The sequence below is a fragment of the Streptococcus parauberis NCFD 2020 genome (assembly GCF_000187935.1).
Taxonomy (GTDB): Bacteria; Bacillota; Bacilli; order Lactobacillales; family Streptococcaceae; genus Streptococcus; species Streptococcus parauberis.
Window position 1 is genome coordinate 1,160,172 of sequence record NZ_AEUT02000001.1, and the last position, 21,705, is coordinate 1,181,876.

Here is a 21,705-nt window from a genome sequence, read left to right on the forward strand (position 1 = left end):
TTATTTCTCCTTTAATGGGATTGCTTTAAGTCTAAGAGCATTTAAGACAACTGATACAGAGCTAAAACTCATAGCGAGGCCGGCTAACATTGGGTTTAATAGGGGCCCACCAAAAAAATAAAGCACTCCCATAGCAATAGGTATCATTAAGATATTGTAAATAAATGCCCAGAATAAATTTTCTTTAACAACTTTAATAGTTGCCTGACTGAGTTGAATGGCCTTCACTAAATCGAGCATCTGCGGTTTCATCAAGATGACATCCGCCGCTTCAATAGCTATATCTGTTCCAGAACCCAATGAAATCCCGATGTCTGCAGCAGCTAAGGCAGGGGCATCATTTATCCCATCTCCAATCATGGCTACTGTATGTCCATCCTTTTGCAGCGATGCTATGATGGCTTCCTTCTGATCTGGTAGAACCTGACTATAGACTTGGTCAATTCCAACAGCGTCAGCAATTTCCCTTGCCGTGTCTTCTTGATCCCCCGTCAGCATAACTGTTTTGATACCACGCGCTTTTAGAGCTTGGATCGTTGCTTTACTATCTTCCTTGAGTTGGTCAGCCACATTAAAGCTTGCCACTAATTGCCCATCTTTCGCCATATACATGAGACTTGAGTCTTCAACTGTCAGACCATAATCTTCCATCAAACGACTATTTCCGACAAGGATAGCCTGTTTATCAACCATCCCTTTCACCCCTAGTCCTGTGATAGACTCAAACTCAGTAACTGGTAAAAGATTCAAATTTTCTTCTTTTGCTTTATTAAGAATAGCTCTGCTGATAGGATGTTCGGAGTCCTGCTCTACTGAAGCCATTTCAACCAGAACCGATTGTTCATCTCCACTAAATATGGTTAATTTTGTTAACACAGGCTTTCCTTGAGTAATCGTTCCTGTTTTATCAAAAACGATTGTATGGACATGATGAAGGTTTTCAAGGTAATCTCCACCTTTAAACAAAATACCATTTTCTGCTCCGCGTCCAGAACCAACCATAATGGCTGTTGGAGTAGCCAAACCAAGGGCACAAGGACATGCAATAACTAGAACTGCTATTGCAGTTGTTAATGAAAAGGTGAAGGTCTCTTTCATGACGAAGAACCAAAATATGGCTGTTAAAAGAGCTAAAATCATCACTATTGGTACAAACTTCCCAGAAACGATATCAGCAATTTTAGCAATAGGGGCTTTATTGCCTTGCGCTTCTTCGACCAATCCAATAATTTGTGCCAAGAAGGTTTCATTTCCAGTTTTAGTGACCTGAACCGTTAGACTACCTTGTCCATTAATTGTTCCGGTGTAAACAGGGTCTTCTTGATTTTTTTGGTTAGGTTTACTTTCACCTGACAACATAGATTCATCAATATATGATGACCCTTGGACAACTTGACCATCAACAGGGACCTTTTCACCGGGTTTAATTAATACCAGATCACCAACATGAATGCTTTCAACTGGCACTAATTTGGTCGAGTCATCTTTGATTAAATGAGCTTCATTGACCTTTAACTGCAACAATTTTGAAATAGCTTGTGATGTGCTACTTTTCGACCGACTTTCGAAATAGTTCCCTAATGTGATTAAGGTTAGGATAACTACTGCTGATTCAAAATACAAATGACCAGCATAATGGAAAGCTCCTCTAAAAACTTGAATAAAGCCAAAGATGCTATAGAGTAAAGCTGCTGAGGTGGCTACTGCCACTAAACTATCCATGTTAGGATGACCTCTGAATAAGGCCCTGAAACCATTTGTATAGTATGATTTGCCCATATAGATAACTGGCAAGGTAAGAAGTAATTGAAGCCCTACAAAAAATTTAGCATGTGTAATTGGTGATAAAAACTGTGGCAGAGGAAGTCCTACCATTGGTCCCATAGCTATATAAAGCAAGGGAATGGTAAATAGAGCAGACCACACAAACTGATGCCATAAAGCTCTAGCATGTTCTTCTTGACGAACTGGTGTAGATTGACTATTTTCAGGATGATAAGGACTAGCTTTATAACCTGCTTCTGAAACTACTCTCTCGATGGTTTCAGATGTAATCGGAGCTTCAGAATTAATTGTTAACTTTTCAGTTGTTAAATTAACTGAAGCTTGATCAACATCAGGTAAGTTTTTGACGGCATTTTCGACAGTTAAAGCACAGGAAGCACAGGTCATCCCCTCAATCAAATAAGTATCTTTAGTCATAAGTCATCTCTCCTTTGACATGGCAGGCACATTGTCCCGGTACACAGTTACAAGCAACTGATTCAACCGTTTTCTTTCCTTGTAAGAGTGAAATAAATAATGCCACTTCTTGGGAAGTCATTGGTAAGTCATCTAATAGTTGGTAAATAATATCACTATGTTGTCGTTGACAAATTTTATCAAAGTCTTCTCTTATTAATGCCTCTTGATAAACTTTTGGTCCTTCAATAGCTCGATACAGATAAGCGCGCCCATCTCTTTTACTCGTTACCAATTTTTTATCAACTAATCTTCCTAGCAAGGTTTTAATAGTAGATGGAGACCAGTCAAACTTTTCTTGCAAGATTCTTATGATATCACTACTCTTTTGTTCTTCACTGGCCCAGAGCACTCGCATGACTTCCCACTCTGAATTTGATATTTGAGTCATAATTCCCCTTTATTTGTTTACATTTGTAAATTTATTCTAACACAACGGTCTACATTTGTAAACCAATTTACCTTAAAAAAACTCGAACTGGATGATTATTATCGAGTTCGAGTTTTTTGTATTTACAATTAATCTTTTTGATCAAGGTTACGAAGAAGTTCATCAATTTTATTACCATAAGCAATAGAATTATCTTTTTCGAAAATCAAATCTGGAATTTTATACATAGTAAGGCTTTTACCTAATTCACGTTTAATCGTTCCAGTTGCTTTTTCCAAACCAGTTTGGGCTTTCTGATTATCTGAGGCTAAGTCACTCATTAGAGTATAGTACACTTTGGCAGCAGATAAATCACCAAGCATTTGAACTTCTGTAATGGTAACTCCTTGAACACGTGGATCACGAACTTTTTTTTGTAAAATGTCATTCACTTCACGTTTGATTTCCATTCCAACACGGTCAATACGATGATTTGCCATAAGAAATTCCTTTCTAAAACTATCTGTCAATCTTATTATGGTTAACAGATTAGGAGAGACGATTCCTCTCGACTTTGAGCCTAGTGGGGTGATTAGGAAGACCGCAATATGGCGGCTTCCGTCTACCAAAGAGAGACTTCAGTCTCCTTTGGTAGTATCACTTACGAATAACTTCTTCCATAATATATGCTTCTAAGATATCATCCATTTGAAGGTCATTGTAGTTTTCAATCATCAAACCACCTTCTTGGGCATTACCGACTTCTTTAACATCATCTTTATAATGTTTAAGACTGCCTAATTTACCATCAAAAATAACAACACTATCACGAATTACGCGGACGCTAGAGTCACGAGTGATTTTGCCACTTGTAACCATAAATCCACCAATTGTACCAACTTTGGATACTTTAAACGTTTCACGAACAATAGCTTCACCAATGATTCTTTCTTTGTAAACTGGATCAAGTTTACCTTTCATTGCTTCTTCTACTTCTTCTATCACTTTGTAAATGATGCTGTGAAGACGAATTTCTACTTCGTCAGCGTCAGCTTGTTGACGAGCTTGAGGTGTAGGACGAACGTTGAAACCAATAATAACAGCGTTAGAAGCCTCAGCCAATGTGACATCAGACTCATTGATAGCACCAACAGCCGAATGGACAACATTTACACGAACGCCTTCAACTTCAATTTTAAGAAGTGATGTTGCGAGAGCTTCAACTGAACCTTGAACATCAGCTTTGATGATAACATTAACAGTTTTAATTTCACCTGCTTTAAGGGTATCAAAGAGGTTATCAAGGCTAACACGTTGTGTATTTTGACGTTGTTTTAGAAGGGCACGTTTTGCACGTTCTTCACCAGCTGCACGCGCTGCTTTTTCATCTTCATAAACAGCAAAGTGATCACCCGCCATTGGCGTTTCATTCAACCCTGTGATTGAAACTGGTGTTGATGGTAATGCATATTTAACGCGACGCCCTAGGTCATTTGTCATCGCACGAACACGACCGAATGTATTCCCAATAACGATTGGGTCTTGAACATGAAGCGTTCCTTGTTGAACTAGAAGAGTTGCAACAGCACCTTTACCTTTGTCAAGACGAGCTTCGATAACAGTACCAATGGCACGGACAGTTGGATCAGCTTTAAGTTCTTCAACTTCTGCTACTAATAAAACAGTTTCTAAAAGTTCATCAATATTTTTATTGAACTTGGCAGAAATTTCGACAAATTCACAGTCTCCACCCCAAGCAGTTGAAATAATTCCATGTTCAGCTAATTCAGAAATAACACGTTCTGGATTTGCTCCTGGTTTATCAATTTTGTTAATAGCAACAATAATTGGAACTTCAGCAGCTTTTGAGTGATTAATTGCTTCAATTGTTTGAGGCATAACACCATCATCGGCAGCAACAATCAAGATTGTAATATCAGTTACAGATGCTCCACGAGCACGCATACTTGTAAAGGCCGCGTGTCCAGGTGTATCTAAGAAAGTAATCTTCTTACCAGCTTCTTCAATTTGGTAAGCTCCAATATGCTGAGTGATACCACCCGCTTCACCTGTAGCAACACGTGAGTTACGTAATGTATCTAAAAGAGTTGTTTTACCATGGTCAACGTGTCCCATGATTGTAACAACTGGTGCACGTTCAACAATGTTTTCTGGGTTAAGGTAAGTTTCGTCTTCGAAGAAACGTTCAATATCGGCATTATCAACTTCAACTTTAGCAATCGCTTCTATACCATAATCTACCATTAACAATTCAATAGCATCTCCATCAAGAGATTGGTTTTGAGTTGCCATAATTCCCATCATGAAAAGTTTTTTAACAATTTCAGCAGGTTCACGTTTAATACGTTTTGCAATTTCAGCAACTGTCATACCTCCAGTATACTCAAACTCTTTTGGCAATTCATGGAATTTACGCTCTGTTACTGGTTTTGGAGCTGAATTGTTATTTCTGTTGTTTTTACCTTTTTTAGGTCTTTTATTCCAGTTACTATTTCTTTGATTTCTCACTTGGCTCTGATTATTCCAACTTTTCTTATTTTGCTTTGGTCCATCTTCAGTTCGAGGGCTTTCACCTTGACCTTTTTCTGGACGGGATTTTTTACGACGTTTATCAACAGGTTTGGCAGTACTTGTTTTAGCTACTTCAGGAACACCTTGGCTAACCTTTGCTGTCGGTTTTACTTTTGGTGTTTCTTTTTCCAATCTTGCTTTTTCAGCTGCTTCTTTAACTGCTAAACGTTTTGCTTCTTCCTGCGCTTTTTCAGCTAATCGCTGTGCTTCTTTAGCTTGACGGAAGTCATCTTCTCGTTTACGAGTATACTCAGCATTTTGTTCTGCTTTTAAAGCTGCTGCTCTTGCTTTGAAATCAATCTTGCCAGCTGCTGGTTTAGAAGCTGTGTTTTGATTGTGATTACCTTGGAAACGATCTCGATTATTATAATCTTTTTTGAATCCTGGTTTGTTATCTCTAGATTGATTGCCATCTCTAAATGATTGACGATTATCTCTAGACTGATTTCCTTGTCTAGTGTTACCTAGTTGATTGTCTCGGTTTGAAAAACCACCTTGCTGACGACTTCTGCTTTCCCCTTGACGACCATTAGTCGCTTGTTGTCCGTTCGCTCTTCTGGCAGCCTGCTCTTTAGCTCTAGCTTCACGTTCAGCTTTAAAGTTACGACTCTTTGGTCTTGGTGTTGCTGATTGAGAACTTAATGGTGAACTTGCTACTTGCTCGTTAGTCTTATTTAACACATCTTGCTTCACAACTTCTGCAGTTTTCGTATTTTTTACTTCAGCTTTTTTTTCATTCGATTTTTCAGTTTTTTGAACTGAGTTAGAAACTTTCTTTTCAACAGGATTTGATTTTTGAAGTTCAGATTTTTCAACTTTTGGCGTTGAAAAACTTGAAATTATTTTCTTTGCGTCCGAATCTTCAACACTTGAAGCATGACTTTTAACGTCTAAACCTAAGTTTTTTGCGTGATCCACAACTTCTTTACTTGTTTTACCAATTTCTTTGGCAATTTCATGTAATCTTCTTTTTGACAATTTGTGTCCTCCTACTCGTCTATTCCATAAGAGTCCTCATTTTCTTTGAAAATCCAGCGTCTGCAACTGCAACAACTTTACGTGGTTTGCCTAGTGCAGCACTTAATTCCAGTGCATTAAACACTGTGGAGACTTCTACATTATAATATTTACTTTTATCTGTTACTTTTTTTGTCACATTTGGTCCAGCATCATTTGCTAAGAAAACTATATTAACTGCTTCATGCTGAATAGCTTTCACAACCATCTCTTCCCCAGAAATAATTTTCCCTGCTCGTTGAGCGAGACCGATTAGATTGGACAATCTTTGTAAATTATTCAAGACCTAACTCTCTTCTTTTTACTTTGTGATCAACATAAGCAATCAACTCATCGTAAAAACTTTCCGGAACGTCCATAGAGAAACTACGATTAAAGACTTGTTTTTTCTTTGCCTGCTTTGCCTCCGCATTATCAAGTTTAATATAGGCACCACGACCATTTTTCTTCCCTGTCGGGTCAATAAATATCTCCCCTTCTTTTGTTTTAACAATACGAAGCAAATCACGCTTATCAATTATTTCACCTGAAACAAGTGACTTACGTAAAGGTATTTTTTTTTCTTTAGGCATAAAACACCTCTTTTCTTATTCTTCCTCGTTTGTAGGAGCGATAGTCTCTTCTACAAGCTCAGTTGATTGGTTTTCTTGCTCAGCTTCCATGCGCTCATAATCACTAGCAGATTTAATATCAATTCTGTAACCAGTTAGATGAGCTGCTAAACGAACGTTTTGTCCACGACGGCCAATCGCAAGTGATAATTTACTATCCGGAACAACGACCGTTGCACGTTTAGAATCAGCCTCATCAAACAATACCATATCAACTTCTGCTGGTGCAATAGCATTGTAAATGAATTCTGCTGGATCATCAACCCATTGGATAACATCAATGTTTTCTTCAACTGGAATTTCAGCTCCGGCTTTTTGATCAAAACGTTTTGGATGGAATTTACTAATAACTTTTTTAATGTTGCTACCACCCCGTCCAACAATAGTACCAATAGCGTCAACATTTGGGTTATGGCTACGCACCGCAACCTTAGTACGATCACCAGCCTCACGTGAGACACTCATAATTTCTACAGTTCCATCAAAAACTTCTGGAATTTCTTGTTCCATGATGCGCTTGATAAATTCTGGATGGCTCCGGCTAACAAATACATTGACGCCTTTAGGATTGTTTTCTACTTTGTAGACATAAACATCAATTCGATCATGTGATTTGAACGTTTCACCAGGAATTTGATCTTGATGGGATAACTGTGCCTCAAGCGAACCTAGGTTAACATAGATAAAGCGTTGGTCAAAACGTTCAACCGTACCCGTCATAATTTCACCTTCATGTTCTTTGTATTCATTGAAGGTTACTTCACGCATTTGACGTCGCATTTTTTCCATAATTGTTTGTTTAGCAGATTGAGCTGCAACCCGTCCAAATTCTGCTACTGACTCTTCAAAACGGATTTTGTCGCCTAATTCATAAGCTGAACTAATTGCCAAGGCATCTTTTAGACCAATTTCTAAACGGCTATCAAAAACTTCCTCAACTACTTCACGAACTGTGAAAACTTGGAAATCTCCAGTTTTTTCATTAAACTCAATAACACATGATTCAGACTGACCATAACGACGTTTGTAAGCAGATTTTAATGATTCAGTTACTGCCTCAATTATATCACTTTTATTAATGTGTTTTTCTTCTTCCAAAATGCGGAAGGCTTCTAGCATTTCTTTGCTCATAATTTTTACGTTCTGGTTAAAAATCCAGAACAAATTTCCTTTCTGAGATAAATTGCAAATCTCTCAAAAGCATAATAACAGTATACTCTTACAGCTTTACTGCTAGACGTGCTTTTGCAACAGATTGATAAGGGATTTCAACAGTCTTCTGACGATTTTTCTCCAAATAGTTAATGGTTAAAGTTTGGCCATCAAATGCCACTAAATCACCTTGAAAGACTTTGATTTTGTCGATTGCTTTATAAAGACTAACATTGATGTAAGAACCAACAGCATTGGTAATACTTTCAGCGGTTTTCAATGGTCTTTCTAAACCAGGGCTAGACACTTCTAACATGTACTGTTCAGGAAATGGATCTGGTGTTATCTGATCGAGTACTGGACTGATAATTTCAGTTAATGCCGTAGTATCTTCAACAGTAATCCCTCCATCCTTGTCAATAAGAATACTTAAAACGTAGTCGTTTCCCATTTTTTCATATTCAACATCGACCAATTCAAAAGGTGCTAGGATTTTAGGCGCTACCGCTTCTGTAACGGTTTCAATAATTGATTGATTAGCTATTGTCATGACCTCCTTTTTAATTAACTAGAACTAAAGAATATGTCCTCGTTACAAAATTTCAATACAAAAGTGGCGAGAAGTTTTCCCACCACCTTTCTGTATTAGTTACTTGTATTATACCACAAAAACAGGGTAATGCAAATGATATTGCTATTTCTGCTAAAATTTGCACATTAAATAAAAAAAATGACCAAATTATCAAGGACATTTTTTATATTCTATAATTTTGTGGGTGTATAGTGGGCGAACCACTTCATAACACTGATATATCAGCAGGATAAAAGGAGAGGAGGGGATTCGAACCCCCGAGCCCTGTTAAGGACTACACGCTTTCCAAGCGTGCGCACTCGGCCACTATGCGACCTCTCCATAAGGAAGTTGTCTTAACAACTTCTAAATAGTTAAAATTGTGCTTCTAGGCGGTAAATAACTTGGCCTAAACTTGAGAATTTTGCTTCATATTCGGTCATCACATTATCCGGATAATCACTTGCATGTAAATCGAGCCAGACTTGATTAAGTGTCATGCCATACTGTGACATACTAGCTAGACTATATTCAAACAAGCCACGATTATCTGTCTTAAAGTGGACTTGACCGTTTTCTGGTAAAATTTGTCGATAAGTCTTTAAAAAGTCCTTATAGGTTAAGCGACGTTTTTCATGTTTGGTTTTTGGCCATGGATCAGAAAAATTGAGATAAAGTAAATCAATCTCACCATCATCAAAGTAGTTGGTTAAACTTGAGCCATCAACCCTTAATAATTTCACATTAGAAACACCTGATTCCAATACCTTATCCAGTGCATAACTAAGGACAGAGAGTTGAATATCGATTCCAATGTAATTAATATCAGGATTTTTTTGGGCCATTCCAGTCACAAATCCACCCTTACCAGATCCTACCTCAATATGAATCGGATTATTGTTTCCGAAAACTTCTTTCCAATGCCCTTTAGACTCTTCAGGTGTCAAAATGACATAATTTGGATTGTTTTCAAGATACTCTTCGGCACCTTTTCGTTTTCTAACTCGCATTATTTCTTTCTAAATATCTCTCTAAAACGTCGTAACGCATAAATTTCTTGGTTAACATGTTCCATATCTCGTTGATCAAAACATCTCAGGATTTGAGTCAAATAAGACAACTGGCCATACCATACAATCTTACTCATGACTTTTTCATTGTTCTTATAGCCATAATAAGATAACCATTCTGGCCAACGTGATTGTGGAATGTAATGGCTTAATAAATAAGCAACATCATACATTCTGTCAGTCAATCTAACAGAGTCCCAATCACATAAATAAATCATGCCACTAGTTGTAATAACCCAATTACTATGTTTAATGTCACCATGAACAATAGTTGCTACTTCCGCTCTAAAAGCAGGAAGGCTTTTTTTCAATTCTTTAACAATATCTTGTAGATAAGTATTTTGTTGAATTTGAAATGGTGCGTTTTGTTCAAAATCAATTAATAAATCGTAAGGGTTCTCAATTTTATAGTTTAGTTGCAAGAGTTGATTAACTAACTGCTTCGATTTATGAAGGCGACTTAAGATCTGAACAATCTGTTTGCTATTCATGTCTCCACGATTCAAAATTCTGCCATCCAACCATTCTTGAGCACTCATCATATCTCCGTTACCCAAGCGTTTTGCCCACAATAATTGAGGAGCAATTTGTTCTTTTGCTAAGGCCGGAAGGATTGGTGTGGTATTCAATTTAATAAAAACATTATCACCATTCGGATATGTTCCCTTATAAGCTTTCCCACTTTTCCCTTTTAAGGGCGTTAATGTTAGGTCCTGATCTGTTGTTGTCAAACTGTCGCCCTCCTTTTCTATTTCTAATCACTTATTCTTATTTTACTTGTTTTGACTTACTTAGTCAATTATGTTCTTTAACTTATAAGGCAAATAGAGATAGGCCATTACCCCAAAGAAGATAGTCATGATTACAGCATTTATGAAATTGCCTGTAAATCCAATCTCTATGATCAATAAAACCAAAGATAGCCCTCGTAATAATTTGAGTAAATCAGCTTTCTTTTGCTTACTATCTTCCGGATATAAAATTGATAAGTAATGATAATCAAAATGATGATATAGTGACAGCAATTGAAATAATAAAAGGTAGTCAAAAATCAACGCCAAAGCCATTGATAAATAATCATTACTAATAAATATTAGTGATAATAATGCTAAAAAGGTTAATCTAATATAGAGACCAAGATAATCTGAGCTTCGCAAAAAAGCACGAGCAAAGAGATTGAGCCAATGTGAGCCTGATTTTTTTTCAACAGTTCTTAAAAGCGGATTTAAGTAAGATCTTTCTTTTACACTGGTGGATACACCCTTGACATTTACAAAAAGGGAATAAAACTTCAGAATTTGTTGCTTTCGTCTTTTCTCACTGACAATACTAGCATCCCAATTCAAGCCACTATCGGCCATCAGCGCAGCTACTTTCCTTTTCTGGATCAACCACTTCAAACCAGCTAAGAGTACCAACATGAGAACAAAGAGCGTCAGCGATAGGCCAAGTCTTGCGAAGATGGGGAATAGCAGAGCTAAACAAACGCTTTGAATCACAGTTCCACTAACAAATGAGTGACGCCCAGCTCTGTCTATATAGGTAATCAGTTGATTTTCTTTGGCAAGCAAGAACTGACGGTCAGCCTCTTCCAAATAAGTCGCCACAGAGCCAACCTGTAATAAAAAGAAGGTTAAGAAAATTAGACAAATAATAATTGGCCAGTGATTTTCAGGAAAATGGCGCAAGAGTTGGCTATATTGATATAAAACATAGCCTAATAAAAAGACTAGTACAAGCACAAAATGATCATTCAGAACATAGGGGAGGTACTTACGATGAAGTTTTTGAAAGTCCTGCTTTCGTTTTTTAAACAATTCTTCCATGATTAAGCCTCTTTGGTCAAGGCTAAGTATATATCATTTAGACTAGCCTGGTTATCACCAAATGCAGTTCGTAAATCGTCCAAAGTCCCTTGGGCACGGATTTGTCCATGATGTAAAATGACAAACCGATCACACATTTTTTCTGCAGAATCGAGAACGTGTGTACTCATCAAAATTGACTTGCCTTTCTTTTTTTCCTCGTCCAAATAGGCAATTAAGTCAGCAATTGCTAACGGATCTAAGCCAAGGAATGGTTCATCTAGAATAAATAACCTAGGATCAATAATAAAAGCACAGATAATCATTACTTTTTGTTTCATTCCTTTAGAAAAATGAACGGGATACCAATCCAATTTATCCTCCAAACGATATGTTTTCAATAAAGGTTTTGCTCGATCATGTGCTTCTTTTACTGGAATGTCGTAAGCCATGGCAATTGTTTCAATGTGTTCAGCCAAGGTCAATTCTTCGTAAAGACTTGGTGTTTCGGGTATAAAGCCAATTTTCTTCCTGTAGGCTGTTTTGTCATCTATCAAGGAGATGCCATCAATGGTAATGCTACCTTTATAAGGTCTTAACAAACCAATTATTTCATTGATTGTCGTTGATTTTCCTGCACCATTCAAACCAATTAATCCTACTAATTGACCAGCATCAACGGAAAAAGAAATGTCCTTCAAAACAGGGATATTAATATAACCACCTGTCAGATTTTCAATTTTTAACATAAGTACTCTTTCTAAAGTTTTCGTCTGATACCCATTATACCAAATTCAAATCAAGAAGGTGACAGAAAGATACCTTAATCCTCTCCAAGATTAGAGATAGTAATAATCATTTTTTTAAAATATTATAAATTTTTGATTCAAATCCAAGCTTAGTCTCTTGAAAAAGGGTGAAAGCGCTAAGCAAATAATTTAGATTATTTAAAGATTTTGATATACTAATAACAGTTACATTTATTAAATTAAGAAGCGTAGGTGAATAAGATGGATAACTGTATTTTCTGTAATATTATCTCTGGTAAGATTCCTTCGTCCAAAATATACGAAGATGACCAAGTTTTGGCTTTTCTTGATATCACACAAACCACACCTGGCCATACTCTTCTGATCCCAAAAAAACATGTTCGTAACGTCCTCGATATGGACGCCGAATTAGCTAGTAAAACTTTTTCACGTTTGCCTAAGATTGCTCGCGCACTGCAAAAAGCAACCGAAGCGCCAGCTATGAACATCATCAACAACAATGAGGAAATTGCTGGTCAGTCTGTTTTTCATGCCCATATTCATTTGATTCCACGCTACGGTTCTGAAGATGGAATTGACATTACTTATACAACACATGAGCCTGACTTTGAAGCTCTCGCCGTATTAGCCCAAAAAATCCATAAGGAGATAACCGAATGAGAATCAATTCACTGATTACTTTTGGCGTCGCTGCCTACACATCCTATAAAGCTTATGAAAACCGAGACAAAATCAAGACCGGCCTCAAAGAATCAAAAGAGTCAAAAGATGCTATTCAAAAGGATGTTGATCGCATTAAAGTAAACTTGGCCGTGATTAAATCTGAAACTAGTAAAATCGAAAAAATTAATAAAGATTTATCTTATAAATTTAGAGCATTTAATCAGGAAACTGAGCCCTTAATGCAACAAATTAAAGAGCGAATGGAAAAATATCAAGAAAAACCTGAAGAAAAGTAAAAGAGATCCGAAAGGATCTCTTTATTTCTTTATTATTGTACAGGCGCAACTGGAGTTGTACCTGTACTTGGTGAAACAGGAGTTATTGGTGCAGGCGCTGATGGCACTGGAGCAACCGGCACTGTTCCTGAAGTTGTAGGTTCACTTGATGGATAAGTTTGAACTGGAGCACTACTTTCTGGTGGGATAATCGTGATATTGTTATTTGAATTATAATTACCTTGATTAGTGTTGTCTGAATAGTTTGTATAATTATCTTCTTGAATTGAAGCAGGAACATCAGTTTGCTCCTTTTCAACCTTACTTGTTCCATTTAATTCTTCGATGGTAATTGCACTTGTTTTCAACACCGTAACTTCGGCTATACCTAATTGTTTACGAATTTGATTTTGAATTTTAAGTAAGTGGTCCTCGGTAACAATTTGATAAGATCCACCATCTGCTAAGGTAGCATCTTCACCCTTTAGTTGGAATGCCTTTACTTTTTTCAGCGCATCAGAGTATGCCAAAAGTTTCGGAATAGTAGATGATGATATCTCAATATTCGTTTGCATGTTGTTACTTACAGCATGCAAAATTTTTCGATAAGAGCTTACACTCTCTAAAGCTAAGATTTTTTGTAATACCTTTTGAATAACGATTCGCTGACGTTTTTGTCGTCCATAATCACCTTCAGGATCATCATAACGCATCCGTGCATAAACTAAGGCTTGTTCCCCATTAATTTTATGTGTCCCTGGTGCTACTGTGGCTTTATACTCAGGCTCATTCTCCGATATTGAAATTGGAAAATCAAATTCATTCGTAACCGTTATTCCACCTACAGCATCGACTAAATCAACCAACCCTTGCATATTGATGCGGACAAAATTATCAATCTTTATATTCAATAAATCTTGAATGGTCATTATTGCCATTTGAGCACCACCTGAGGCATATGCAGCGTTTAATTTTGCTTCTTCACCATCCATTTCATTTCCTTCAGGTCCAGATAATTTAATTAAAATATCTCGTTCTAAACTTGTCATGGTCGTTTTCTTAGTTTTAGGATTGATTGTCACTAAAATCATAGAATCGCTATTTCCTGCCCACTTTGATTTTCTTTCAGCCGATCCTGTATCAACACCCATAAGCAATATTGAAAAAGGTTTTGTTTGTTTAATTGCTGTACTTTTCTTTCCACTAATTGAAAAATCTTTAAAAGTTTTTGCTAGTTCATCAGTTGAAAAGTGATATGCACTTGTTGCATAAACCCCCAAGGCTACAACCGTAGTAATTAAAATGGCCGATAACATGAGGAGTATTTTTTTTCCGATTTTCATTCGTTTCCTTACTTGTCTAATAGTTTGCCCATTAAATAGACATCTGAGTATTTTCCATTGTGTAGTTTTACTGCATGTTTGCGAGTGCCTTCAATTTCAAAGCCAAACGACTGATACAATTGAACAGCAACTTCATTAGCAATTTGTACTTCCAATTCAATCTTTTTAATTGAAGGTGTTTGTTCTGCCCAATCTAGGGCAATTGCCATTAGTTCTTTTCCCAAACCTTGTCCTCGAACTGAGACATCCAAAACAATAAAAAGCTCGCTAATATGATTAGTATCAACAGTAGAGCCTGATGACATGCTGATTAAGCCAACTACTTGCTCATTGACTCTTGCTAATAAACAAATACTGTCTACTTTGTCGTTTAATTGCTCAAGTGCATAACTAAGTTTTTCTTGGCTTATTTCCAAAATAGCTTGTGTTTCAGAAATAAAGTTGGTTTCTAGACTAAGTTTTCTTAGGAGATTTTGAATTGCTGGCGCATCACTAGCTTGTGCTTCTTCAATACTAAGCTCATAAGTTGGCATCGAACATCTCCTCAGCTATCGCTTCTGATCTTTTCCCGTGAGACTTTAGAGTAACAGAGCGACCAGAATCGACTTTGTCAATAATAATTTCTAAGAAGTCATTAAGCAAGGAAGCATCAAGCAACTCTCCCCATTCAATAACTGTAACACCTTGCCCATAAATGAATTCGTCCAGATCAATTGAGTCTGGGTCGTCACCAATTCGATAAACATCCAAATGATACAAAGGAAAACGGCCTTCGTATTCTCGAACAATTGTATAGGTAGGACTTTTTATCATTTGAGCAATGTTCAACCCTTGCGCAATACCTTTTGTTAAAGTTGTTTTCCCAGAACCTAAGTCACCTGTCAGAACAATAAGATCTTCTTTTTGTAAAGCTTGTCCTAATCGTTTACCAAAGGCAATTAGTTCATTTTCATTTTTAGTATAAAACATAAAGTTATTATAGCATTAATCAAATTTTCTTCCAAGAAGAATTTGTTTAGAAATAAAAAAAGAGATGGCAAAGCATCTCCCTCGTTAATTATAAAATGGCTAAAATGACAAAGTTTAGGATGAATAGGAATGTTGCTCCCCAAAGGATTGGGTGAACTTCCTTAGCTTTTCCTTTAACAATTTTCACTAGGCAATAGAAAATAAATGCGCCAGCAATTCCGTATGAAATTGAATAACATAAAGCCATGAAGAAAGCTGCAAAGAAGGCTGGTAGCGCATCTTCGAAGTTGCTCCAGTCAACGTCTAAGAATGATGAAACCATCATTACCCCAACAATAATCAAGGCTGGTGCAGTTGCCGCAGCGGGAACAATACCAACCAAAGGCAATAGTAAAATTGAAAGTAAGAAACATACTGCAGTTGATACAGCTGTCAGACCTGTACGACCACCTTCGGCAATACCTGCTGCAGATTCAACATAAGTTGTTGTGTTTGATGTTCCAAATAATGCACCAATTGATGTTCCAATTGCATCCGCAAAAAGGGCTCGGTCCATTTTTGAACTAAATCCTGTACTGTTTTCAAGTGCTTCTTCGTCAGCTTCTGTGAATATTCCTGTACGACGGCCAGTACCAATAAAAGTACCAATTGTGTCAAAAGTATCTGACAAACTGAAAGCAAAGATTGTCATTAAGACGAGAGGTAAACGACTTGAATCTTTAAAGAGAGATCCCATGCCACCAAATGCTGCTAAGAAAGTTGTGCCAAGTTCTTTGAAAGCTTGACCAATATGATTTGCTCCAAAGTTGACTGCTGAAAGATCAACTACACCCATTGGTATACCAACAAGTGTTGTCACGATAATTCCAATTAAGATGGCTCCACGAACATTTTTGATAACTAGGACAGCCATTAAGAGCAAACCAAAAATCGCTAAAAGAACACTTGGTTCTGTAAATGTTGAAATAGCAGGTACAACGCCCCCATTTGCATTTACTGAAAATACACCATGAGCAAACGTTTTGGCAGTTGCTTTCGCAGGTTCAACGCCATTTACAGCAACAATATTTTGTGCTGATAACGAGAAATCAATAATATTTGCATTTTTGAAACCAAGGTAGGCTACAAAGACACCAATACCACCACCAATTGCATGTTGAAGGCTAAGCGGAATAGCTTTGATAATGCTTTTACGGAATTTAGTTACCGTGATAAAGATATTAAATAAACCACAGATAAATACCATACCTAGTGCTTCTTGCCAAGTAAAACCTAGACCAAAGACAACGGTATAAGTAAAAAAAGCATTTAATCCCATACCTGGAGCAAGTGCGTATGGTACGTTAGCAAATAATCCCATTATCAAAGTCGAAATTGATGCAGCAATGATTGTCGCTAAGAAAACTGCCTTAGTTGGCATACCTGCAGCACCTAAAATACTAGGGTTAACAAACAGAATGTAAGACATGGCGAAGAAAGTTGTCAAACCTGCAACAATTTCAGTTGAAACAGTAGTTCCACTTTCTTTTAACTTAAAAAATTTATCCATTTTAATGGAGTCTCCTTAAAAATTATAAAACTAAATCAAAAAAGCGTCATCACTACTGATGGGCTTCGTCAATAAGTAAATTATTATCGTTTTACGAACGATGTAACTATTATACTATTTAATCGTTCAATCTTCAATAATCATTTCTTAGTTTTTATATTTTTTATCCATAAATCTTATTTTTTCCTTTATATAAGCATAATATTTGTTATAATCTAGCTATGACTAAAAAGATTATTGCAATTGATTTAGATGGTACTTTACTCCGTTATGATAGTACCATCTCCAACTACACAAAAGAAGTTATCAGTAAAGTTCAAGCAAAAGGACATCAGGTTGTTATTTCAACGGGACGACCTTATCGTATGGCTTTAGATTATTATCTTCAACTTAATTTGAAGACACCGATGATTACATTTAATGGTGCCTTAACTCATATGCCTGAACAAAAGTGGGAATATGAACATAATGTTACATTAGAAAAAAACTATTTATTAGATATTTTAAAACATAAAGACGATTTTCAAATGGATTTCATTGCTAGTGAATATCGTAAGAACTTCTATATTACCATGGAAAATCGTGATAAAATTGATCCTCAATTATTTGGTGTCGAAGAATTAACAGAGGGTATGACCTTAGAGATTCCCAAAATCACTCGTAACCCTAATGCATTATTGACACAAACTCATCATCAGGATAAATATGCTTTAGCTAAGGAAATGGAAGCTTTCTTTAAGCACGAGATTGAAGTTGATTCTTGGGGAGGCCCACTCAATATTTTAGAAGTTTCTTCTAAGAATATCAACAAAGCTTACGCACTCAATTACCTACTCCGCATCTTCAATAAGGATCAAAATGATTTGATTGCCTTTGGCGATGAACATAATGATACTGAAATGCTCAGTTTTGCAGGAACAGGTTATGCTATGAAAAATGCTAGTCCAGTTCTTTTACCATATGCTGATCAACAGTTAATCTTTACTAATGAGGAAGATGGCGTTGCTAGAAAACTGGAAGAGCTTTTCTTATAAAGGCAAACGAAACCACTTTTTATTCTAATCGTGGTTTTTTGTTCGCATATTTTCGAGAAATTACAAGCGTTTTCTGAAAGCGTTATGTATTTGTATGCTTTATTTTTGAATATTTTTTGTTCAAAATCATAAGATAATATTAATTTTATCCTTAAGCTGATAATATCCTACTAAATTCTGAAAATTTTTTCATATTCTATAAAATTATTGAAAAAGGTATTGCTTTTTCATTGAAAACGTTTTAAAATAAAGACGTTCTTGAATTTCGTTTTTTTGAAAAAGAATTGCCAAAATTAATTTTGGAAGGAGATTATTCTTCTTCAAGTTAACGAAAAAAAATATTAAAGGAGGAAGAACAAGAATGGGTATCGGTATTATTATTGCCAGCCACGGTAAATTTGCTGAAGGTATTCATCAATCCGGTTCTATGATTTTTGGCGAACAAGAAAAAGTTCAAGTCGTAACTTTCATGCCAAACGAAGGACCTGATGATTTGTATGGACACTTCAACAATGCTATCCAACAGTTTGATGCTGATGATGAAATCCTTGTCCTAGCTGACCTTTGGAGTGGTTCTCCATTTAATCAAGCTAGTCGCGTTATGGGAGAAAATCCTGAACGTAAAATGGCTATCATCACAGGTCTTAACTTGCCTATGCTAATTCAAGCTTACACTGAGCGTCTTATGGATGCTGAAGCAGGCGTTGAAAAAGTTGCAGCAAACATTATTAAAGAGTCTAAGGACGGTGTTAAAGCACTTCCTGAAGAACTCAATCCAGTTGAGGTTGCTCCTACAGCAACTGCAGCTCCTGCTTTACAAGGTGCTATTCCTGAAGGAACAGTTATTGGAGATGGCAAACTTAAAATTAACCTTGCTCGTATCGACACTCGTCTTTTACACGGACAAGTTGCAACAGCATGGACACCTGCTTCAAAAGCTAACCGGATCATCGTTGCTTCTGACACAGTTGCTAAAGATGACTTGCGTAAACAATTGATTAAACAAGCTGCTCCTGGTGGAGTTAAAGCAAACGTTGTTCCAGTTAGCAAATTAGTTGAAGCTTCTAAGGATCCTCGCTTTGGTAATACACAAGCTCTTATCCTTTTTGAAACTGTTCAAGATGCACTTCGTGCTGTTGAAGGTGGTGTTCAAATTGAAGAACTTAATGTTGGTTCAATGGCTCACTCAACTGGTAAAACAATGGTAAACAACGTATTATCTATGGATAAAGATGATGTTGCTGCCTTTGAAAAACTCCAACAATTAGGAGTTGCTTTTGATGTTCGTAAAGTTCCAAATGATTCTAAAAAGAACTTATTTGAACTGATCAAAAAAACTCACATTCAATAAGAACTTTCCTTTAGTTTAAGATTAAAAGGAAGCGTTTAATACTCAAATTTATCGAAATTTAAATGCTTAGATTTCGTTAGATACACTTCGAAAGGATAAGAAAATGTCAGATATTTCAATTATTTCTGCTATCTTGGTCGTTGTGATTGCCTTCTTCGCAGGTATGGAAGGTATCCTTGACCAATTTCAATTCCATCAACCACTTGTAGCTTGTACGCTTATCGGTCTTGTAACTGGTAACTTAGAAGCAGGTGTCATGCTTGGTGGATTTTTACAAATGATCGCTCTTGGTTGGGCAAACATTGGTGCTGCAGTTGCACCTGATGCTGCTTTAGCTTCAGTAGCTGCTGCTATCATCATGGTTAAAGGTGGTAACTTCACTTCTCAAGGTGTTGCAGTTGCAACAGCAACAGCTATTCCTTTGGCAGTTGCAGGTTTATTCCTCACTATGATTGTTCGTACACTTTCAGTAGCCTTAGCACATACAGCTGATAATGCTGCTAAAGACGGTAATATTGCTGGTGTTGAACGCGCTCACTTCATCGCATTGATGATGCAAGGTCTTCGTATTGCTATTCCAGCTGCACTTCTTATTGCTATCCCAGCTAGCGCTGTTAAAGATGCTTTAGGAATGATGCCTGACTGGTTAAACGGCGGTATGGCTGTTGGTGGTGGTATGGTTGTTGCCGTAGGTTATGCTATGGTTATCAACATGATGGCTACTCGTGAAGTTTGGCCATTCTTCGCTCTAGGTTTTGCTTTCGCAGCCTTAAGTGACTTAACACTTATCGCACTTGGTGTAATCGGTGTAGCTATGGCCTTAATCTACCTCAACCTTTCAAAACAAGGTGGTAACGGTGGATCAGGTAACGGTGGATCAAACGATCCTATCGGCGATATCCTAGAAGACTACTAGAAAGGGGCCTAACATGACTGAACAAATTAAATTATCAAAAGCTGATCGCCAAAAAGTTTGGTGGCGTTCACAATTCTTGCAAGGTTCATGGAACTATGAACGTATGCAAAACTTGGGTTGGGCTTATTCTCTTATTCCAGCAATCAAGAAATTATACACAACTAAAGAAGATCAAGCGGCTGCGCTTACTCGCCACTTAGAATTCTTCAATACTCACCCTTATGTAGCTGCACCTATTATGGGTGTTACCCTAGCTCTTGAAGAAGAAAGAGCTAATGGTACTGATATCGATGATGCTGCTATTCAAGGGGTTAAAATCGGTATGATGGGACCTTTGGCCGGTATCGGTGATCCAGTATTCTGGTTTACAGTTCGTCCAATCTTGGGAGCTCTCGGTGCGTCATTAGCACAATCTGGTAACATCATGGGACCAATCATTTTCTTCCTTGGATGGAACATCATCCGTATGGCCTTCTTATGGTATACACAAGAATTTGGTTATAAAGCGGGTTCTGAAATCACTAAAGACATGTCTGGTGGTATCTTACAAGACATCACTAAAGGTGCATCAATCCTTGGTATGTTCATCCTTGCAGTATTGGTTGAACGTTGGGTATCAATCAAATTTACTGTAGCTCTTCCTTCAAAACTTTTATCAAAAGGTGCTTATGTTGAATTCCCTAAAGGAAACATCAACGGTGCTGAATTAAAAGGTATTTTAGGACAAGCTATTGGTGGTATGAGCCTTGATAAATATCAAGCACAATCTCTTCAAGGACAACTTGATTCACTTATCCCTGGATTAATGGGTCTTGCACTTACATTCTTATGTATGTGGTTACTTAAGAAAAAAGTGTCTCCAATTACAATCATTATCGCTTTGTTTGTCGTTGGTATCCTTGCTCGTCTATTCGGTATCATGTAATAGACTTAAACCTGGGATTAAATCCCAGGTTTTTTTTTGATAGGTTATATGATTACTCTTCATATGCTATAATATTTTTAACTCAATGAAGGGAGATTCACTTTGGCAAAATCAATGAATACTACGGTTGACTTCCAAACGAAGGCTACTTCTTACTTAGGTATGGGGGGCAAAGTTGGAAAAATTTTAGTTGGTGATAATGCATTTGAATTTTATAACGACAGAAATGTTGACGATTATATTCAAATTCCATGGTCATCAATCAATCAAATCGGTGCCAACGTTTCGGGTAAAAAAGTAAGTCGCCATTTTGAGATTTTCACCGATCAAGGTAAATTCTTGTTCGCTTCCAAAGATTCTGGAAAAATTTTAAAAATTGCTCGAGGTTATATTGGCAACGATAAAGTGATAAAACTTCCTACTCTGATTCAAATGATGATTCAAAAATGGTTTAAACGTAAATAAAAAACTGTTAGATTTT

Annotated in this window: 23 protein-coding genes and 1 tRNA gene; 7 read left to right on the top strand and 17 right to left on the bottom strand. The window is 36.8% G+C overall.

Translation table 11 applies throughout. The features are described 5' to 3' along the window. From SPB_RS05790 to SPB_RS05850, 13 genes are all read right to left on the bottom strand, one after another. Nucleotides 1-2,202, bottom strand: coding sequence for a heavy metal translocating P-type ATPase (locus SPB_RS05790; protein ID WP_003105516.1), 2,202 nt, complete (start codon nt 2,200-2,202; stop codon nt 1-3). Then, entirely contained in the window at nt 2,195-2,632 is a 438-nt protein-coding gene (locus tag SPB_RS05795) for a CopY/TcrY family copper transport repressor (protein WP_003103261.1), read from the bottom strand. The genes SPB_RS05790 and SPB_RS05795 overlap by 8 nt, the downstream gene beginning before the upstream one ends. Nucleotides 2,633-2,760: 128 nt before the next feature. Next, on the bottom strand, nt 2,761-3,111 hold the full coding sequence (gene rbfA / locus SPB_RS05800) for a 30S ribosome-binding factor RbfA (protein ID WP_003103872.1): 351 nt from the start codon (nt 3,109-3,111) through the stop codon (nt 2,761-2,763). A gap of 157 nt (nt 3,112-3,268) precedes the next feature. Then, the gene (infB, locus tag SPB_RS05805) at nt 3,269-6,181 is read right to left on the bottom strand and encodes a translation initiation factor IF-2 (RefSeq protein ID WP_003104453.1); all 2,913 of its coding nucleotides are present in this window, start codon (nt 6,179-6,181) and stop codon (nt 3,269-3,271) included. 19 nt (nt 6,182-6,200) lie between these two features. Further along, the gene (locus SPB_RS05810; protein ID WP_003103628.1) at nt 6,201-6,503 is read right to left on the bottom strand and encodes a YlxQ-related RNA-binding protein; all 303 of its coding nucleotides are present in this window, start codon (nt 6,501-6,503) and stop codon (nt 6,201-6,203) included. After that, a complete protein-coding gene (rnpM, locus tag SPB_RS05815) occupies nt 6,496-6,792 on the bottom strand; it encodes an RNase P modulator RnpM (protein WP_003104517.1) in 297 nt (98 codons plus the stop codon). The genes SPB_RS05810 and rnpM overlap by 8 nt, the downstream gene beginning before the upstream one ends. Nucleotides 6,793-6,807: 15 nt before the next feature. Next, nucleotides 6,808-7,962 (bottom strand): transcription termination factor NusA, encoded by a 1,155-nt coding sequence (nusA, locus tag SPB_RS05820; RefSeq protein WP_037621358.1) that lies wholly within the window; start codon nt 7,960-7,962, stop codon nt 6,808-6,810. Between the two features lie 88 nt (nt 7,963-8,050). Beyond that, a complete protein-coding gene (rimP, locus tag SPB_RS05825) occupies nt 8,051-8,533 on the bottom strand; it encodes a ribosome maturation factor RimP (RefSeq protein ID WP_003102760.1) in 483 nt (160 codons plus the stop codon). A gap of 276 nt (nt 8,534-8,809) precedes the next feature. Beyond that, nucleotides 8,810-8,896 (bottom strand) — tRNA-Ser (locus SPB_RS05830). 32 nt (nt 8,897-8,928) lie between these two features. Next, nucleotides 8,929-9,564 (bottom strand): tRNA (guanosine(46)-N7)-methyltransferase TrmB, encoded by a 636-nt coding sequence (gene trmB, locus SPB_RS05835; RefSeq protein ID WP_003102841.1) that lies wholly within the window; start codon nt 9,562-9,564, stop codon nt 8,929-8,931. After that, nucleotides 9,564-10,355, bottom strand: coding sequence for a cell cycle regulator CcrZ (ccrZ, locus tag SPB_RS05840; protein WP_003103774.1), 792 nt, complete (start codon nt 10,353-10,355; stop codon nt 9,564-9,566). The genes trmB and ccrZ overlap by 1 nt, the downstream gene beginning before the upstream one ends. Nucleotides 10,356-10,415: 60 nt before the next feature. Continuing rightward, nucleotides 10,416-11,450 carry an ABC transporter permease gene (locus SPB_RS05845; RefSeq protein ID WP_003104381.1) on the bottom strand — a complete coding sequence of 345 codons (1,035 nt, stop codon included), beginning with the start codon at nt 11,448-11,450 and terminating at the stop codon, nt 10,416-10,418. 2 nt (nt 11,451-11,452) lie between these two features. Continuing rightward, nucleotides 11,453-12,178 carry an ABC transporter ATP-binding protein gene (locus SPB_RS05850; protein ID WP_003105648.1) on the bottom strand — a complete coding sequence of 242 codons (726 nt, stop codon included), beginning with the start codon at nt 12,176-12,178 and terminating at the stop codon, nt 11,453-11,455. A 261-nt stretch (nt 12,179-12,439) separates the two neighbouring features. On the opposite strand from SPB_RS05850, the gene SPB_RS05855 reads away from it, so the two are divergent. Both SPB_RS05855 and SPB_RS05860 read left to right on the top strand, forming a co-directional pair. After that, nucleotides 12,440-12,859 (top strand): HIT family protein, encoded by a 420-nt coding sequence (locus SPB_RS05855; RefSeq protein WP_003103589.1) that lies wholly within the window; start codon nt 12,440-12,442, stop codon nt 12,857-12,859. Further along, nucleotides 12,856-13,158 carry a hypothetical protein gene (locus SPB_RS05860; RefSeq protein ID WP_003104696.1) on the top strand — a complete coding sequence of 101 codons (303 nt, stop codon included), beginning with the start codon at nt 12,856-12,858 and terminating at the stop codon, nt 13,156-13,158. The genes SPB_RS05855 and SPB_RS05860 overlap by 4 nt, the downstream gene beginning before the upstream one ends. Nucleotides 13,159-13,190: 32 nt before the next feature. On the opposite strand, the gene lytR is transcribed toward SPB_RS05860, so the two are convergent. The 4 genes from lytR to SPB_RS05880 all read right to left on the bottom strand — a co-directional run bounded on the left by lytR (nt 13,191) and on the right by SPB_RS05880 (nt 16,998). Next, nucleotides 13,191-14,480, bottom strand: coding sequence for a glycopolymer--peptidoglycan transferase LytR (gene lytR, locus SPB_RS05865; RefSeq protein WP_003106134.1), 1,290 nt, complete (start codon nt 14,478-14,480; stop codon nt 13,191-13,193). A gap of 8 nt (nt 14,481-14,488) precedes the next feature. Beyond that, entirely contained in the window at nt 14,489-15,013 is a 525-nt protein-coding gene (locus SPB_RS05870) for a GNAT family N-acetyltransferase (RefSeq protein ID WP_003102412.1), read from the bottom strand. After that, complete coding sequence (tsaE, locus tag SPB_RS05875; RefSeq protein WP_003103132.1) at nt 15,000-15,449, bottom strand: tRNA (adenosine(37)-N6)-threonylcarbamoyltransferase complex ATPase subunit type 1 TsaE; 450 nt, start codon at nt 15,447-15,449, stop codon at nt 15,000-15,002. The genes SPB_RS05870 and tsaE overlap by 14 nt, the downstream gene beginning before the upstream one ends. 88 nt (nt 15,450-15,537) lie before the next feature. Continuing rightward, nucleotides 15,538-16,998 carry an NCS2 family permease gene (locus tag SPB_RS05880; RefSeq protein WP_003104259.1) on the bottom strand — a complete coding sequence of 487 codons (1,461 nt, stop codon included), beginning with the start codon at nt 16,996-16,998 and terminating at the stop codon, nt 15,538-15,540. Nucleotides 16,999-17,219: 221 nt separating this feature from the next. Between SPB_RS05880 and SPB_RS05885 the strand changes: the two genes are divergently transcribed. The 5 genes from SPB_RS05885 (at nt 17,220) to SPB_RS05905 (ending at nt 21,689) form a co-directional block, all read left to right on the top strand. After that, a complete protein-coding gene (locus SPB_RS05885; RefSeq protein ID WP_003103714.1) occupies nt 17,220-18,032 on the top strand; it encodes a Cof-type HAD-IIB family hydrolase in 813 nt (270 codons plus the stop codon). A gap of 361 nt (nt 18,033-18,393) precedes the next feature. Next, entirely contained in the window at nt 18,394-19,383 is a 990-nt protein-coding gene (locus SPB_RS05890; protein ID WP_003102754.1) for a PTS sugar transporter subunit IIB, read from the top strand. Nucleotides 19,384-19,486: 103 nt separating this feature from the next. Continuing rightward, nucleotides 19,487-20,299 (top strand): mannose/fructose/sorbose family PTS transporter subunit IIC, encoded by an 813-nt coding sequence (locus tag SPB_RS05895; RefSeq protein ID WP_003103100.1) that lies wholly within the window; start codon nt 19,487-19,489, stop codon nt 20,297-20,299. A gap of 13 nt (nt 20,300-20,312) precedes the next feature. After that, nucleotides 20,313-21,224: a PTS system mannose/fructose/sorbose family transporter subunit IID gene (locus tag SPB_RS05900; RefSeq protein ID WP_003104013.1), complete on the top strand. Its 912-nt coding sequence runs from the start codon at nt 20,313-20,315 to the stop codon at nt 21,222-21,224. 102 nt (nt 21,225-21,326) lie between these two features. Then, nucleotides 21,327-21,689, top strand: a complete 363-nt coding sequence (locus SPB_RS05905) for a DUF956 family protein (RefSeq protein WP_003105332.1) — start codon at nt 21,327-21,329, stop codon at nt 21,687-21,689. Nucleotides 21,690-21,705 lie beyond the last annotated feature (16 nt).